Origin of the sequence: Sphingomonas sp. Root241, from assembly GCF_001428865.1 — a bacterium.
Classification (GTDB): Bacteria; Pseudomonadota; Alphaproteobacteria; order Sphingomonadales; family Sphingomonadaceae; genus Sphingomonas.
Window position 1 is genome coordinate 290,958 of the sequence record NZ_LMIV01000001.1, and the last position, 13,846, is coordinate 304,803.

General features: G+C 66.2%; 13 protein-coding genes. 2 read left to right on the top strand and 11 right to left on the bottom strand.

Going from position 1 to position 13,846, the window contains the following annotated elements; translation table 11 throughout:
- Positions 1–24: 24 nt before the first annotated feature.
- From ASE13_RS01500 to ASE13_RS01535, 8 genes are all read right to left on the bottom strand, one after another.
- Entirely contained in the window at positions 25–882 is an 858-nt protein-coding gene (locus ASE13_RS01500) for a lysophospholipid acyltransferase family protein (RefSeq protein ID WP_056610468.1), read from the bottom strand.
- A gap of 109 nt (positions 883–991) precedes the next feature.
- Positions 992–1,414, bottom strand: coding sequence for a Fur family transcriptional regulator (locus tag ASE13_RS01505; protein ID WP_056610471.1), 423 nt, complete (start codon positions 1,412–1,414; stop codon positions 992–994).
- 174 nt (positions 1,415–1,588) lie between these two features.
- The gene (locus ASE13_RS01510) at positions 1,589–2,002 is read right to left on the bottom strand and encodes a MucR family transcriptional regulator (RefSeq protein WP_056610473.1); all 414 of its coding nucleotides are present in this window, start codon (positions 2,000–2,002) and stop codon (positions 1,589–1,591) included.
- A gap of 110 nt (positions 2,003–2,112) precedes the next feature.
- On the bottom strand, positions 2,113–2,589 hold the full coding sequence (rimI, locus tag ASE13_RS01515) for a ribosomal protein S18-alanine N-acetyltransferase (protein ID WP_056610476.1): 477 nt from the start codon (positions 2,587–2,589) through the stop codon (positions 2,113–2,115).
- Positions 2,586–3,218: a tRNA (adenosine(37)-N6)-threonylcarbamoyltransferase complex dimerization subunit type 1 TsaB gene (tsaB, locus tag ASE13_RS01520; RefSeq protein ID WP_056610478.1), complete on the bottom strand. Its 633-nt coding sequence runs from the start codon at positions 3,216–3,218 to the stop codon at positions 2,586–2,588. The genes rimI and tsaB overlap by 4 nt, the downstream gene beginning before the upstream one ends.
- A gap of 4 nt (positions 3,219–3,222) precedes the next feature.
- Positions 3,223–3,816, bottom strand: a complete 594-nt coding sequence (locus ASE13_RS01525; protein ID WP_056610480.1) for a malonic semialdehyde reductase — start codon at positions 3,814–3,816, stop codon at positions 3,223–3,225.
- Positions 3,817–3,937: 121 nt separating this feature from the next.
- A complete protein-coding gene (locus ASE13_RS01530) occupies positions 3,938–4,513 on the bottom strand; it encodes a NifU family protein (protein WP_056614520.1) in 576 nt (191 codons plus the stop codon).
- Positions 4,514–4,584: 71 nt separating this feature from the next.
- Positions 4,585–4,848: a hypothetical protein gene (locus tag ASE13_RS01535; protein WP_235536804.1), complete on the bottom strand. Its 264-nt coding sequence runs from the start codon at positions 4,846–4,848 to the stop codon at positions 4,585–4,587.
- Positions 4,849–5,028: 180 nt separating this feature from the next.
- On the opposite strand from ASE13_RS01535, the gene ASE13_RS01540 reads away from it, so the two are divergent.
- On the top strand, positions 5,029–7,893 hold the full coding sequence (locus ASE13_RS01540; RefSeq protein WP_056610484.1) for a M16 family metallopeptidase: 2,865 nt from the start codon (positions 5,029–5,031) through the stop codon (positions 7,891–7,893).
- A 127-nt stretch (positions 7,894–8,020) separates the two neighbouring features.
- Here the strand turns inward: ASE13_RS01540 and ASE13_RS01545 are convergent, their stop codons facing one another.
- The 3 genes from ASE13_RS01545 to ASE13_RS01555 are packed head-to-tail and all read right to left on the bottom strand — an operon-like array spanning position 8,021 to position 12,591.
- Complete coding sequence (locus ASE13_RS01545) at positions 8,021–9,805, bottom strand: AMP-dependent synthetase/ligase (RefSeq protein WP_056614527.1); 1,785 nt, start codon at positions 9,803–9,805, stop codon at positions 8,021–8,023.
- A gap of 38 nt (positions 9,806–9,843) precedes the next feature.
- Complete coding sequence (gene ggt, locus ASE13_RS01550; protein WP_082596317.1) at positions 9,844–11,559, bottom strand: gamma-glutamyltransferase; 1,716 nt, start codon at positions 11,557–11,559, stop codon at positions 9,844–9,846.
- Between the two features lie 45 nt (positions 11,560–11,604).
- The gene (locus ASE13_RS01555; RefSeq protein WP_056614533.1) at positions 11,605–12,591 is read right to left on the bottom strand and encodes a quinone-dependent dihydroorotate dehydrogenase; all 987 of its coding nucleotides are present in this window, start codon (positions 12,589–12,591) and stop codon (positions 11,605–11,607) included.
- 262 nt (positions 12,592–12,853) lie between these two features.
- Between ASE13_RS01555 and ASE13_RS01560 the strand changes: the two genes are divergently transcribed.
- Positions 12,854–13,783 carry a helix-turn-helix domain-containing protein gene (locus ASE13_RS01560; protein ID WP_056610486.1) on the top strand — a complete coding sequence of 310 codons (930 nt, stop codon included), beginning with the start codon at positions 12,854–12,856 and terminating at the stop codon, positions 13,781–13,783.
- Positions 13,784–13,846: the final 63 nt, after the last annotated feature.

The window sequence follows — 13,846 nt, forward strand, 5'->3', positions numbered from 1 at the left end:
TTCTTACCCACCCCTAACCCCTCCCTAAGAGGGAGGGGAAGCAGGTGCCTTATACCCGATCGCTTCCTCGGCGTAGCGGAACGGGCGCAGCGGGTGGCCGAGCGCGACGACCAGCGCTTCCTCGATCCGCCGGCGGCTTTCCGCGGCGATCGCCTTGCGCCCGGGATAGTCGCGGGGATCGAAGGGTTCGAGGAAGTGGACCTTGAGTTCGAAGCTTCCCTTGCGCGCGAGGATGCGGCGGGCGTTGTTGAGGCCGCGCTCCTGGCCGATCCAGCCGATCTCCTCGCTGAAATCGCCATAATCGAGCAGCACCGGCTGGACCATCACGCCGGGCGGCGGGGGCTCGAGCACGCGCAGCATCGGGGTCTTGAACGGCAATAGCGACTTGCCGTCGGTGGTGGTGCCTTCGGGGAAGATCGTGATCGCCCAATTGTCGGCCAGCGCCTCGCGAAGCTGGTTGATCTGCTCGGCGACACCCAGCCGGTTCTCGCGCTTGACATAAACGGTGCGGTTCATCCCCGCGAGCCAGCCGACCACCGGCGCGGCACCGATCTCGGCCTTGGCGACGAACGCAGTGCCGCTCGCGCCGCCGAGCGCGAGAATGTCGATCCAGCTCAGATGGTTAGAGACATAGAAGACGTCGCGGCGCAGCGGGGTGCCGATCTTGACGACGCGGGCGCCGGCGATGCGCGCGGCGCGGCCGAGGAACCAGCGCGGCCACGGCATCGGCAGGCGCAGCAGCCGCCAGAGATAGTACATCGGCACATGGGTGAGGACCGCGAGCAGCAGCAGCGCCACCCGGCCCCACATGCGGGCCTGCTCCGACACGGTCAGTTGGGTCGGAGTGCCGGCGGCGGCTTCGGCGCGACGGTCGCTGGTCATACCCCGTCCGTTCGCCCTGAGCCTGTCGAAGGGCGGTCATCCACGAGCGACGCACTCCCTGGATAGTGGCGCTTCGACAAGCTCAGCGCGAACGGTGAAGGGTTTGCGCTCAGCTCTTCCGGTCGAGCGCTACGCCGTAGAGTTCCATACGGTGATCGACCAAGCGGAAGCCCAGGCGCTCGGCGATCTGCTTCTGGAGCAGTTCGAGCTCGGGATCGACGAACTCAAACACCTTGCCCGATTCGACGTCGATCAGATGATCGTGATGCGCTTCGGGCGCGGGTTCGTAGCGGGCGCGGCCGTCGCCGAAATCGTGACGGTCGAGAATGCCGGCCTCTTCGAACAGGCGCACGGTGCGATAGACCGTGGCGATCGAGATGCCCGGATCGATCGCCGAGGCGCGCTCATAGACCTTCTCGACATCGGGATGGTCTTCGGCATCGGAGAGGACGCGCGCGATCACCTTTCGCTGTTCGGTGATGCGCAGGCCCTTTTCGTGGCACAGGGCTTCGAGATCGATTTTCCGCGGCATGGCGCCGATGTAGCCTGTAGACTCCCCTCCCTGCAAGGGAGGGGTTGGGGGTGGGTGCGAGCGAAGCGAGCCCATCGATGCCGGTGGTGACAAAGAAAAGGCCGGGGCATCGAGCCCCAGCCTTTTCTACCCACCCCTTGCCCCTCCCTAGAAGGGAGGGGGGAGAAAGAAGGCTCAGCGCTTGCGGCGCTTGGTGCCCAGACCGATCTTCTTGGCAAGCGTGCGGCGCTGCTCGGCATAATTGGGCGCGACCATCGGATAGTCAGCAGGAAGATTCCACTTCGCGCGATACTGTTCCGGAGTCATCTGATAGTGCGTCATCAAGTGGCGCTTGAGCATCTTGAGCTTCTTGCCGTCTTCGAGGCAGACGATGAAGTCGGGCTTCACCGAAGAACGGATCGAAACCGCCGGCTCCTGCTTTACTTCAGGTTCTGCGGCAACGCGGCCGAGGCCGGTCAACGCGCCGTGAACATTCTGAATAAGCACCGGAAGATCGGAAACTGCAACACTATTGTTGCTCACATGCGCCGCAACAATATCCGCGGTGAGCGTGATGAGCGTTTCCTGAATGTCAGCTGAATTGTCCATGGTGTTCCCTTCGACCCAAAATTATCGACGACTATAAATGTCGTCTGCGAGGGCCCTATCGGGCCATTACAAACCAAAGGCAAGTCATTAACCTTCAGTTACACAAAAAATCACGGAAGCTTGCGCGCATAGGTATGCGCATCAAACGCTTGCCCAGTCTTTCCCCTATAATAGTTCTTGCGTTCGCCGACCTTCTCGAAACCTTCGCGACGGTATAGCCGGACGGCATCGTTTCCCGCGCGTACCTCCAGATGAAGTTGAAGGACTCCGCGATTCTGTGCTTCGGCGATGATGGCGCGGAGCAATGCTCCGGCCACGCCGCGGCGGCGCACGGCGGGGCGCGTCGCCAGCAACAGCAATTCGGCCTCGTCGCCGGTCGAGCGCGCCAACGCGAAGCCGACGTCGCTGCCGCCGATGCTGGCGATCACCAGCCATACTCCGGGAAGCGAGAGCATCCCCAGGCATTGCGCGCTGGTCCATGCCTCGCCGAAGCGCGGATCGAACGCATCCTGCATGATGCGGATGACTTCGGTCAGGTCCTGCGATCCGCCTTCGCGTAATTCGGTGATGTTGAGCGTGCTGCTCATGCCAGGCCCCGCTCCGCGAGAGTCTTGGCGTCGGGCGCGCGACCGTAGATCGGGCGCGCGGGCAGGCTTGTGAATTCGGGGGGAAGCAGCCGCGCATCCCCGGCGCGGGGGAGCGCCTCTATTGCATCGAGCTTCGCGTCCAGCGCCAGTAGATGGCGGACGCCGCTGCCGATCGCGCGACGCCCTTCGAGTGCCGCAAGCGCCGCGGAGGGTATCAGCGACTTGAGCGGACCTTCGGAGGCGAGCGGCGATCCCGTGAACGACTGCATGAAGACTTCACCGTGCCCCCCTTCGAGGATCACGGCAAGCGCGGGCCATTCCGGATGCGCCTCGAAACCGGCCGCGGCGATCGATGCGAGCGACGAATAGCCGGAGACCTCCGCCTTCCAGCCGATCGCGAGCCCCAGTGCGGCGGCAAGGCCCACGCGAACGCCGGTGAAGCTGCCCGGACCGACATCGACGAGGATCCGGGCTGCGCGGCCCTGCCCGGGCAGCGCCGCGATCATCGGCACCAGCCGCTCGGCATGCCCGCGCCCGACGACTTCATGCGCGCTCGCCACCACTTCGCCCCCGCGCAGCAGCGCCACCGAACAGGCGGCGGTCGCGGTTTCGATCACGAGCGTCGTCAACGCGTCAGACGACGCGGTTGAACTGGTCGAACTCGGGACGGGGAAGTCGTTCGAAGATGGTGGAAGGGTCGCCATGGCCCAGCGTGGAAATGAAGTTGGACTTCAGATTGGGCTGGTCGCTGAAAAAGGCTGCGTCAACCTTGGTGTTGTCGAATCCCGACATCGGACCCGTATCGAAGCCCAGTGCGCGCGCCGCGATGATGAAATAGGCGCCCTGGAGCGAGGAGTTGCGGAACGCCTGGGTGTAGCGTGCCGCGTCGTCGGGGAACCAGTCCTTCGCGGTCGGCGCGTGCGGGAAGAGCCAGGGGAGATGCTCGTTGAACGCAAGGTCCATCGCAATGATCACCGCGGCGGGCGCCTTGCGGATCTTGGCGGCATTGGTGTTGCTCGACAAATCGGCGAGCTTGTCCTTGCTCTCCTGGCTCGTCAGCCAGACGAAGCGCGCCGACTGCTGGTTGGCCGAGGTCGGCCCCATCTTCACCAGGTCGTAGATGCGGCGGATGTCCGCCTCGGTGACCGGCGTGTCGTCATAGCCGTTATAGGTGCGCGCGGTACGAAAGATCGTATCCAGCCCCGCATCATCGAGGGGACGGCCCATGTGCAAATCCTTTCTTTGCTCGGCTCACGCCGAGGGCGGCACCGGCCCGCTCCCCCATCCGGCCACCCAACGGCAGTATCATATGGGTGGCCGGGTGGGGGAGCGGGCCGGTGCCGAAATTCTAGATCGCGCGGACTTCGGTGACTTCAGGAACGTAATATTTGAGCAATTGCTCGATGCCGTTCTTGAGCGTCGCGGTCGAGGAGGGACAGCCCGAGCAGGCGCCCTGCATCTGGAGATAGACCTTGCCCGCGTCGAACCCGCGATAGACGATGTCGCCGCCGTCATTGGCGACGGCGGGGCGGATGCGCGTCTCGATCAGCTCGCGGATCTGCGCGACGATCTCGGCATCCTCGGGATTGTCGCCGAAATCGGCGGATTCGGCCGGCACCGAGAAGCCCGCTGCCGTGCCGGCGCGGAACAGCGGCATGTTGGCCGAGAAGTGATCGAGCAGGATCGAGAGTATGTCGGGCTTCAGGTCGCGCCATTCGACGCCGGGCGCTGCGGTCACCGAAATGAAGTCGCGGCCGAAGAACACGCCGGTCACGTCGCCCAGCCCGAACAGGGCCTCGGCGAGCGGCGAGGCCTCGGCGTCCTCGGGTGCGGCGAAGTCGCGGGTGCCTGCGTCCATCACCGTGCGGCCGGGGAGGAACTTGAGCGTCGCCGGGTTGGGCGTGGCTTCGGTCTCGATCAGCATGAATGTCATGTGGCGCCTGGGCGTCCGCGGATCAAGCGGTGGACGGGAAACGAAAGGTTTCGCGGGGACAATCAGTCCGCGTCGTGGCTGGTGGCGCCGCCCACGTCCGCGTCGTGCCCGCTCTTGTCGCTGAAGAAGGCGGCGGCGAACAGCCCGCAGCCGAGCAGGGTCGAGAGGAACACCCCGCCGATCGTCGCGAGGATCGCCGACAGATACAGCGCATCGTTGATCGCAAGATACCAGAGCGCGCCGGCGACCATCAGCACGCCGGCCAATGCGATCCACAGCATCATCCGCCGGAACTCGCTCCAGGCCCTTGCATGATCGGTACGCATGTCGATTTCCTTTGACGCCGAGATGGTGCCGTAGCGACTCCGGTTCAACGGTCGATTGGACGAATCGTCCACCCTCACACGGGGAATTGAGTCCGGAATCCCGGCCCTCCGGCAAAGCCGTACACCTGGGCGAAAGGTCCAAGGTGGCATGCGCGGCAGTTCGCCATTAGATGGGGATCCATGCTTCGTTTCCTGCGGTCGCCGCTCCTCGCCTCCCTTGCCCTCGTCACGCTCTCGCCGGCCCTGCCGGTGCTGGCGCAGACTGCGCCGCGGCCGGTCCAGACCGCGGACGATCCGTGGCTCTACAAGAACAGCGACCTCGTCCATGACGACGCCTGGAAATTCGGGCGGCTTCCGAACGGCCTGCGCTATGCCGTGCGCAAGAACGGCGTGCCGCCGGGCCAGGTCTCGGTGCGCGTGCGGATCGACGCCGGCTCGCTGAACGAGCAGGAGAGCGAACGCGGCTTCGCGCATCTCCTCGAGCATCTCTCCTTCCGCGGCTCGACCTTCGTGCCGGACGGCGAATCGAAGCGGATCTGGCAGCGGCTCGGCGTGACCTTCGGCTCGGATTCGAACGCGAGCACTACCTTCACCCAGACGGTGTACAAGCTCGATCTGCCGACCGCGACGCCGCAGGGGCTGGATGAGAGCTTCAAGATCCTCGCGGGCATGATGTCGGCGCCGGCGATCACTCAGGTCTCGCTCAACGCCGAGCGGCCGGTGGTGCTGGCCGAGGCGCGCGAGCAGCCGGGCGCGCAGGAGCGGCTTCAGGACGCGATGCTCGGCCTGATGTTCGCCGGCCAGCCGGTCGCCAATCGCAAGCCGATCGGCACCACTGCGGCGCTGGCTGCGGCGACCGCCGCTTCGGTCAAGGCGTTCCACGATCGCTGGTATCGCCCCGAAAAGGCCGTGGTGATCGTCATCGGCGACATGGATCCCGCCGTGCTCGAAGCCATGGTGCAAAAGCATTTCGCCGACTGGAAGGGCGAGGGCCCCACGCCGCAGGCCCCGGATTTCGGCAAGCCGGTCGAGGGCCAGCCGCTCGCCGCGAGCATCGTCGAGCCGGCGGTGCCGCCGCTGGCGATGATGGCGGTCGTGCGGCCATGGACGGTGTTCTCGGACACGGTGATCTTCAACCAGAAGCGCATGATCGATCTGGTCGCGATCCGGATCATCAACCGGCGGCTCGAAACCAAGGCGCGCTCGGGCGGCAGCTTCGTCGCCGCGGGTGCCGATCTGAGTGACGTCGCGCGCTCGGCCAACGTCACCACCGTCAACGTCATGCCGGTCGGCGCCGATTGGGAGAAGGCGCTGCGCGACGTGCGCGAGGTGATCGCCGACGCGCAGACCATTGCGCCCACCCAGGCCGAGATCGACCGTGAAGTCGCCGAGATCGAATCGTCGATGAAGCAGCGCATCTCCACTGCGCCGGTCGAATCGGGGATGAAGCTCGCCGACGACCTGGTCGAGGCAGTCGACATCAACGAGACGGTGACCACGCCCGAGGCATCGTACGACATCTTCAAGTCGGCGGTGACTGCGAAGATGTTCACGCCCGAAACGGTGCAGGCGGCATCGAAGCGCGTGTTCCAGGGCACGGCGGTGCGCGCATTGGTCAACACCCACACGCCCGATCCGCAGCTGGTGACCAAGGTGACCTCCGCGCTCGCGGCCGACGTCGTCGCCAATGGCGCGAAGCGCAAGACGCTCGGCAACGTCACTTTCGCGCAGCTTCCGAAGCTGGGCGCCCCGGGCAAGATCGTGAGCCGCACGCCGGCGCTGGCCGAGCTCCAGATCGAGAGGGTCATCTTCGCCAACGGCGTCAATCTGCTGATGCGCAAGGATTCGTCCGAAGTCGGCAAGGTCTATGTCAATGTCCGCTTCGGGCGCGGCCTCAACGGGCTGCCCGCCGACCGGCCGAGCCCGGCCTGGGCGGGGGACATGGCGCTGGTCGCGAGCGGCCTCGGTAAGTTCGGGCAGGAAGAGCTCGATGCGCTGATCGGCCGGCGTCAGATGGGCTTCGATTTCGACGTGGATTCGGATGCATTCCGCTTCGCCGGCCAGACCAACAAGGAAGACCTTCCCGATCAGCTGCGGCTGTTCGCGACGAAGCTCGCCGCGCCCATATGGGATCCGAACCCGGTGATCCGCGCGAAGACGGCAGTGCTGTCGGGCTATGCCGGCCTTTCCTCTTCGCCCGACGCAGTGCTCGGCCGCGATCTCGAGCGGCTGCTCCATTCGAACGATCCGCGCTGGGGCATCCCCACGCGCGAAGTGATCGAGGCGACCACGCCGGCGAGCTTCCGCAAGCTCTGGGAGCCGCTGCTCGCCAGCGGTCCGATCGAAGTCGAAGTGTTCGGCGACATGGATTCCGAAGCGACGATCAAGGCAGTCGGCGAGACGTTCGGCGCGATGAAGCCGCGGCCCGCCAGCGCCGCGCCCGTGCCGCCCGTCACTTTCCCCGCCCATGTCGACAAGCCGGTCGTGCGCACCCACACCGGCAAGCCCGAACAGGCGGCCGCGGTGATCGCCTGGCCGACCGGCGGGGGCAGCGCAGGGATTACCGAGAGCCGCAAGCTCGACGTGCTCGCCGCGGTTTTCCGCGACCGGCTGATCGACCAGCTCCGCAGCCAGGCGGGGGTGAGCTATTCGCCCAATGTCGCCAGCCAATGGCCGCTCGGCCTCGCATCGGGCGGCAAGCTGCTCGCATTGGGCATGGTTCCGCCCGACAAGACCGACTTCTTCTTCCAACTCGCCCGCGGAATCGCCGCCGATCTGATCGCCAAGCCGATCGACGCCGACGAACTCGATCGCGCGCTGACTCCGATCAAGCAGCAGCTCATCCGCCAGTCGAGCGGCAACATGTTCTGGATGCGGCTGGTCGAGGGCGGATCCTATGATCCCGCGCGGATCGCGGCGGTCAGCACGCTGGCGCGCGACATCGCGACGACTTCGCCCGCCGAGGTCCAGGCGCTGGCGGCCAAATATCTCCGCCCGGACAAGGACTGGTCGATGATCGTCGTGCCGGAAGCTGGGGCGAAGTAGGGCCTTCTAAGCCCCTCCCCTTCAGGGGAGGGGTTGGGGTGGGGCAGTGCCTCATGCCCAAGTCTCGGTGAGACGGACAAGCCCCACCCCCAACCCCTCCCCTGAAGGGGAGGGGCTTATTTGACCCTCAATACAGCGCGTCGAGCCGCGCGCCGTACACTTGCCGCAGCACGTGGCGGCGGATCTTCAGGCTGGGCGTGAGTTGCTCATTCTCGATCGTGAACGGTTCGTCGGCGACGATGAATTTCCGCACGCGCTCGATCACGGAAAGATCCTTGTTCACGCGCTCGACCGCGTGCCCCAGCGCCGCCTTGAAGTCGGGGTCGTGCGCCAGATTCTTGAAGTCGCATCGGGTGGCGGTGCGCGCGCACCATTCCTGGACCCATTCGGGATCGGGGACGATCACTGCGGTCATATAGGGCTTCTTGTCGCCGGCGATCATCGCCTGGACGATCTCGGGCTGGAGCGTGAGCATCCCCTCGACCTTTTGCGGCGCGACATTGTCGCCCTTGTCGTTGACGATGATGTCCTTCTTGCGGTCGGTGATCTGGATCCGGCCCTTCTCGTCGATCAGGCCGATGTCGCCGGTGTGGAGCCAGCCGTCCTTCAGGACGCGCTTGCTCTCCTCCTCGTTGCGCCAATAGCCGTGCATGACGAGCTCGCCGCGGACGAGGATTTCGCCGTCCTCGGCGATCTTCACTTCGACGCCCTTCAGCGGCGGGCCGACCGTGTCCATCTTGAGGCCCGCGCTCGGCCGGTTGCACGAGATCACCGGCGCCGCCTCGGTCTGGCCATAGCCCTGGAGGAAGGTCAGGCCGAGCGACTGGAAGAAGATGCCGACCTCCGGATTGAGCGGCGCGCCGCCCGATACCATCGCCTTCATCCGCCCGCCGAAGCGCTTCGAGATCTTGGGAAGCAAGGTGGCCTTGAGGATCAGGTTCATCGGCTGGTCCTGGATCGGCACGCCGCCGGCCGCGCGCTTGCCGCCGATCGCGACGGCGCGGTCGAGCAGATATGCGGAAAGCCTGCCCTGCTTCTCCACCGCCTTGCTGATCCGCGTGCGCAGCACTTCGAACAGCCGCGGCACGACGACCATGATCGTCGGGCGCACTTCCTCGATGTTCGAGGCGAGCTTCTCGAGCCCTTCGGAATAATAGATCTCGGCGCCCAGCCCGATCGGGAAATGCTGCCCGCCGGTATGCTCATAGGCATGGGAGAGCGGCAGGAAGGAGAGGAACACTTCGTCCTCCCAGCCGAAATCCTCCGAGATGATCGTGCAGCAGCCGTCGACATTGTGCAGGATCGCGCCGTGATGCTGCATCACGCCGCGTGGGCTTCCGCCGGTACCGCTGGTGTAGATCAGGCAGGCCAGATCTTCGCGCTTGAAGTTCACCGTGGCAGCGAAGGCGTCGGCGTCGGCCGGGTGGCGGGCGATCAGGTCCTGCCAGTCGTGAAAGTCCATCGTCCCCGATTGTCCGACGCGGACCTCGTCGATCCCGATCACCATCCGGGCGGAGGACGATCGGATCGCGGCGGGAAGCAGGGTCTTCGCCAGCTTGGTGTTCGAGACGACGATCGCGCAGGCGCCCGAATTCTCGATGATGTGCTGGTGATCGCGCTCGGTGTTGGTGGTGTAGGTCGGCACCGTCACGCAGCCGGCGGCCATGATCGCCAGATCGGTGATGCAGAATTCCGGCCGGTTCTCGGAGACCAGCATCACCCGGTCGCCGTTCTTCAGCCCCAGCGCCTGAAGGGCGGTGGCAAGGCTGGCGACCTGGCGCGCCGCCTCGGCCCAGCTCGTCGGCTGCCATGCGCCCTCCGCCTTGTGCCAGAGGAACGGCTTGTCGCCCTTCTCCCGTGCCCGGGTGAAGAACATCTGGACCAGATTGTCGAACCGTTCGAGCTGTCGCATCATTCTCCCCTTGGGCGCCGCTTGTTGCGGCTTCCCGTTTATTCGGACGGTCGGTTCGGCACTGCGCCGAAACGCTTGATCTCCGGCACGCGGCCATCCTGATGCATCGCCACGCCTTCGCTGCGCGGATCGGCGGCGCCGGCCCAGCGGCCGTGGATCTGCTCGATCGCATTGGCCTTGAGCCCGAGCGGCGCGGCCTGGACCTTTTCGCCCAATGCCTGCAGCGCCGGGATCATCGCCTCGCGCTCGGTGCCCTTCTCGATCATCGCGACCTGCCCCGGAGCATATACCAGTCCGAGCGCGATCGCATCCTGCGCGCTCAGCTTCCAGTCGACCACCCCGATGATCGCCTTGGCGACCTGCGCGATGATCGTCGATCCGCCCGCGGCGCCCACCGCGAGACGAACCGTGCCGTCGGGGGCATAAACGATCGAAGGTGCCATTGAGCTGCGTGGGCGCTTGCCGCCCTCGACTCGGTTGGCGACCAGATACCCGTCTTTCTCCGGAACGATGTCGAAATCGGTGAGCTCGTTGTTGAGCATCGTCCCGTCGACCGACAGCCCCGATCCGAACGGGCTTTCGATCGTCGTGGTTACCTGCGCCACATTGCCCGCGCCGTCGGCGACCGAGAGCGAAGTGGTGCCGGGTACTTCGCTGTTCGGCGCGCGGACGCGCGGCGGCGCGCCCGGCGGGGTGCCGGCGGCGACGTCCTGCATGCTGCCGGTCGGGCTGATCAGCGCCGAGCGGCGGGCGATGTATTTCGGGTCGAGCAGGCCCTTGAGCGGAATCCGGACATAATCGGGATCGCCGAGATACATGTCGCGATCGGCGTAAGCGAGGCGCGAGCTTTCGGCGAAGAGGTGCCAGGCGACGGGCGAATCCTTGCCCAGCTTCGCCATGTCGAAGCGCTCGAGCTGCTTGAGGATCATCAGCACCGCCACGCCCCCCGATGAGGGCGGGCCCATCGAGCAGATCCTGTGCCGGCGATAGCTGCCGCACAGCACCGGGCGCTCCTTGGCCGCATATGCGGCGAGATCGCCGACGGTCATCTTCGAAGGGTTGCGCGCGGCATTGTTGACCGTGGCGACCAGCTTCGCCGCCTGCGGGCCGACATAGAAGCTGTCGGCCCCGAATTTGGCGATGCGCTCGAGCAACGCCGCCTGCTCGGGATTCCGCGTGGTGGTGCCCGGTGCGAGCGGCCTGCCCTCGGCATCGTAGAAGACCGCCCGGATGCTCGCGTCGGCGCGGCTGGCGAAGCGGCCGAGTGCGCTGCTGAAGCGCGGCGACACCGCGAAGCCGTCGCGGGCCAGCCGGATCGCGGGCTCGAACAGGCTTGCCCAGGGCAGCTTGCCGCCGCGCTGGTGCGCCAGCGCCATCGCGCGCAGGGTGCCCGGAACGCCGACGCTGCGTCCGCCGGGGATCGCGTCGCGGATGCCGAGCGGCTTGCCGTCGGCGTAGAACCAGCGCGGATCCGCGGCCATCGGCGCCGCTTCGCGGCCGTCGACCGTGGTGGTCGCCTTTTTCTTCGCGTCATATTGGACGAAGAAGGCGCCACCGCCGATGCCCGCGCTTTGCGGCTCGACCACGTTCAAGGCCAGCATCGTCGCGATCGCCGCATCGGTGGCGCTCCCGCCCTTGCGGAGGATCTCGACGCCTGCCGCCGCGGCGCGCGGATCGGCGGCACTCACAACTCCCTGCGCCATGGCGGCGAAGGGCACGAACAGGGCTATCAGCAGCGCGACCAGCTTTTTCATTGTGCCAGCCGTAGCGGGCTTTGGCCGGACGGCAAAGACGCTACGTCAGCGCATTCCGGAGAGGATGTCGCGGATCAGGCCGGGGCCCTTGTAGACCAAAGCGCTATAGACCTGGACCAGCACAGCGCCGGCATCGAGGCGGCGCTTCGCCTCGTCGGCGCTGTCAATCCCGCCGGCGGAGATCAAGGGCAGCGCGCCGCCGCTCGCCTCGCGTGCCTCGACAAGCTTGGCGCGTGCCAGATCGCGCAAGGGCGCGCCGGAAAGGCCGCCGCTCTCGCCCGCAAAGCCGGAGCGCAGGCCCTCGGGACGCGAGATCGTCGTATTCGAGACGATCAGCGCGTCCACGCGGTTGTCGATTGCCGCACGGATCGCGCCTTCGATCCCCGTACGATCGAGATCGGGCGCGATCTTGAGGAACAACGGAGTCGCGCCGCGCGCCGCATCGCAGGCCGCCAGCAGCTCATCGAGCGCCGGGCGCGACTGGAGATCGCGCAGGCCCGGCGTGTTGGGCGAGCTGACGTTGATCGTGATGTAATCCGCATGCGCCGCGGCTTTCCGGACGCCCTCGGCATAATCGGCGACGCGATCGGCTGAATCCTTGTTGGCGCCGACGTTGATGCCGAGCACCCCCGCGCGCCGCTTCAGCGTGGCAATCCGCGCGAGCGCGGCGTCGATGCCCTGATTGTTGAATCCCATGCGGTTGATCACCGCTTCATCCTCGACGAGCCGGAACAGCCGCGGCTTCGGATTGCCCGGCTGGGGACGCGGGGTCAGCGTCCCCACCTCGACCGCGCCGAAGCCCAGTCCGAACAGCCCCGCCACGGCCTCGGCATTCTTATCGAGCCCGGCCGCGAGCCCCACCGGATTGGGGAAGTCGATCCCGGCGAGCCGCACCCGCAGCGATTCATCCGATACGGAGCTCCCCGCGAAGGGCGCGCCGACGCTCCCCCACAGCCGCAATGCGACGATCGTGGCGCGGTGCGCGGTTTCGGGGTCGAGCGCGAACAATGCGGATCGGAGCGGATAGGCCATGCCGTCGCCCTTCGCATCGAGGGGGCCGCGCGTCAAAAATTTCGCCGAGCGTCAAAAATCTCGGATGTGTCGAATCCGTCCAATACGTAGTCTTACGGGTGGGCTAATCAGGCTTTGCGACCCGAGGGGTTTCCGCTTCAACGGGGGGAACCCTTTCCACTGGCCCGGCCGGGCAACCGGTCGGGCCACTTTTATCCGGGGCCCGTACCCGCTATAGACAACCCGCAGACACAGATTCTCGGGATGGGGGCTCGAGTCGTAGATGCGGGGCGCAACCATAAGAAAACCCATCGTTACCGACGCGGGCGCGGAAAGCGCGCCGGCGGTGACGATCGAGCTCAAGCCGGCCAAGGGCCGGCTGCTTCCGCACGTCGAATCCTATTATCTGTTCCGCGCCGGCGAGGGCGAGCTCGAAAGGCCGGAACGCGTCGATATCGGCCAAATCCGCTTCCTGATCCGCGGCGAGGGCGAGATGACCTTCCCGGACGGCCATGTCGAAGCGCTCAAGCCGATCATGGTCGCCGGCCCGGGCACCGCCGCCGCCAGCTATCGGATGCGCGGTCCGGTGCTCTGCTTCGGCGTCGTGCTGCGCGCGATCGGCTGGAAGGCACTGATCGGCATTCCCGCGCACAAGGTCACCGATCACATCATCGACGGCGAGAAACTGTTCTGCGAGCGCGCGCCGCGGCTGCTCGAGCAGCTTCGCGGCATGACCGAGCTCGACGACATGATCGGGGCGATCGCGCCGCAGCTGATCATGCGGCAGGAGGAAGTGAAGCCCGTACCCGAGCCGCATTTCCCCTTCCTCAGCCGGGTGCGCGAATGGGCGGCGAGCGAGGATCCCACGATCGACGCGCTCTACGCCACGATCGAGGAGACCAGCGGGCTCGGCGAGCGCCAGGTCCAGCGGCTGTGCCTCGAATATTTCGGCGGGCCGCCGACCAAGCTCAAGCGCAAGTTCCGCGCGATCCGCGCGGCGATGCAGATCTTCCAGGGCGCGCCGCTTTCCGACGTGCTCGGGCCGTTTTCCGATCAGTCGCACATGATCAACGAGATCAAGCACTTCACCGGCTATACGCCGACCAGCCTGCGCGGGAGCAGCGATCCGACGCTGGCGCTCACCCTGAAGAACGAAGAACTGCACTTCTTGCCCGACGTCATCCCCGAGCCGGTTGACCTTCGGGGCAACTAGCCCCATCTGCAATCGGATAGAATCATTCCGATTATGGCCCGTCGCGCTGTTGCGCAGAGGGCG